We start from the raw sequence: 571 nt of genomic DNA, 5'->3' as shown, positions 1-571 counted from the left end.
AAGAAGTCGCACGCCAGCAAGGCATCTGCCTGGCTGCGCAGGAACGCGGCCCAGGTCGTGGCGGACCGCTCGGGAGACGGGTTGATACCGTGCGCTTTGAGGATCTCCCACACCGTAGAGGCGGCGACCTTGATACCGAGCGCGACCAGCTCACCGTGAATGCGCCGGTAGCCCCATGAGGCGTTCTCCCGTGCCAGTCGCAACACCAGCAGTTGTACGGACCGGACGGTAGGCGGGCGTCCACGCCCGCGAGGCACGCTGGCTGCGGCGTGACGGCGCCGCAGCAGATCACGGTGCCATCGCAGGATGGTGTCCGGTCGGACCAGCAGCACAAGGTGCCGGAGCTTGTCCGTTGGCAGGCGGTGAAGTAGCCCAGCGAGGAGGAAGCGATCAGTCGGCATGAACACGGGCTTGGCCGCCTGCCGCTGCAGCACCATCAACTGGTGCCGTAACACCAAGATTTCGATCTCCTTGTCCCGATTGGTTCGGAGTAGCAACCCCAGGAACGAGAACGTGGTCGTCATCGTGAGGTAGGCCAAGCGCAGTAACACGATCGGCCATCATGCCGTGA

1 protein-coding gene is annotated in these 571 nt (G+C 64.3%); it reads right to left on the bottom strand.

The features are described from left to right. A partial coding sequence (locus tag ABD844_RS52715) for a hypothetical protein (protein ID WP_344897837.1) occupies positions 1–524 on the bottom strand: 524 nt, incomplete at its 3' end. Positions 525–571 lie beyond the last annotated feature (47 nt).

This window comes from Nonomuraea antimicrobica (assembly GCF_039536965.1).
GTDB classification, from domain to species: Bacteria; Actinomycetota; Actinomycetes; order Streptosporangiales; family Streptosporangiaceae; genus Nonomuraea; species Nonomuraea antimicrobica.
The sequence above is the reverse complement of the archived record's forward strand: the minus strand, read 5'-3'. Positions and strand labels throughout refer to the sequence as shown.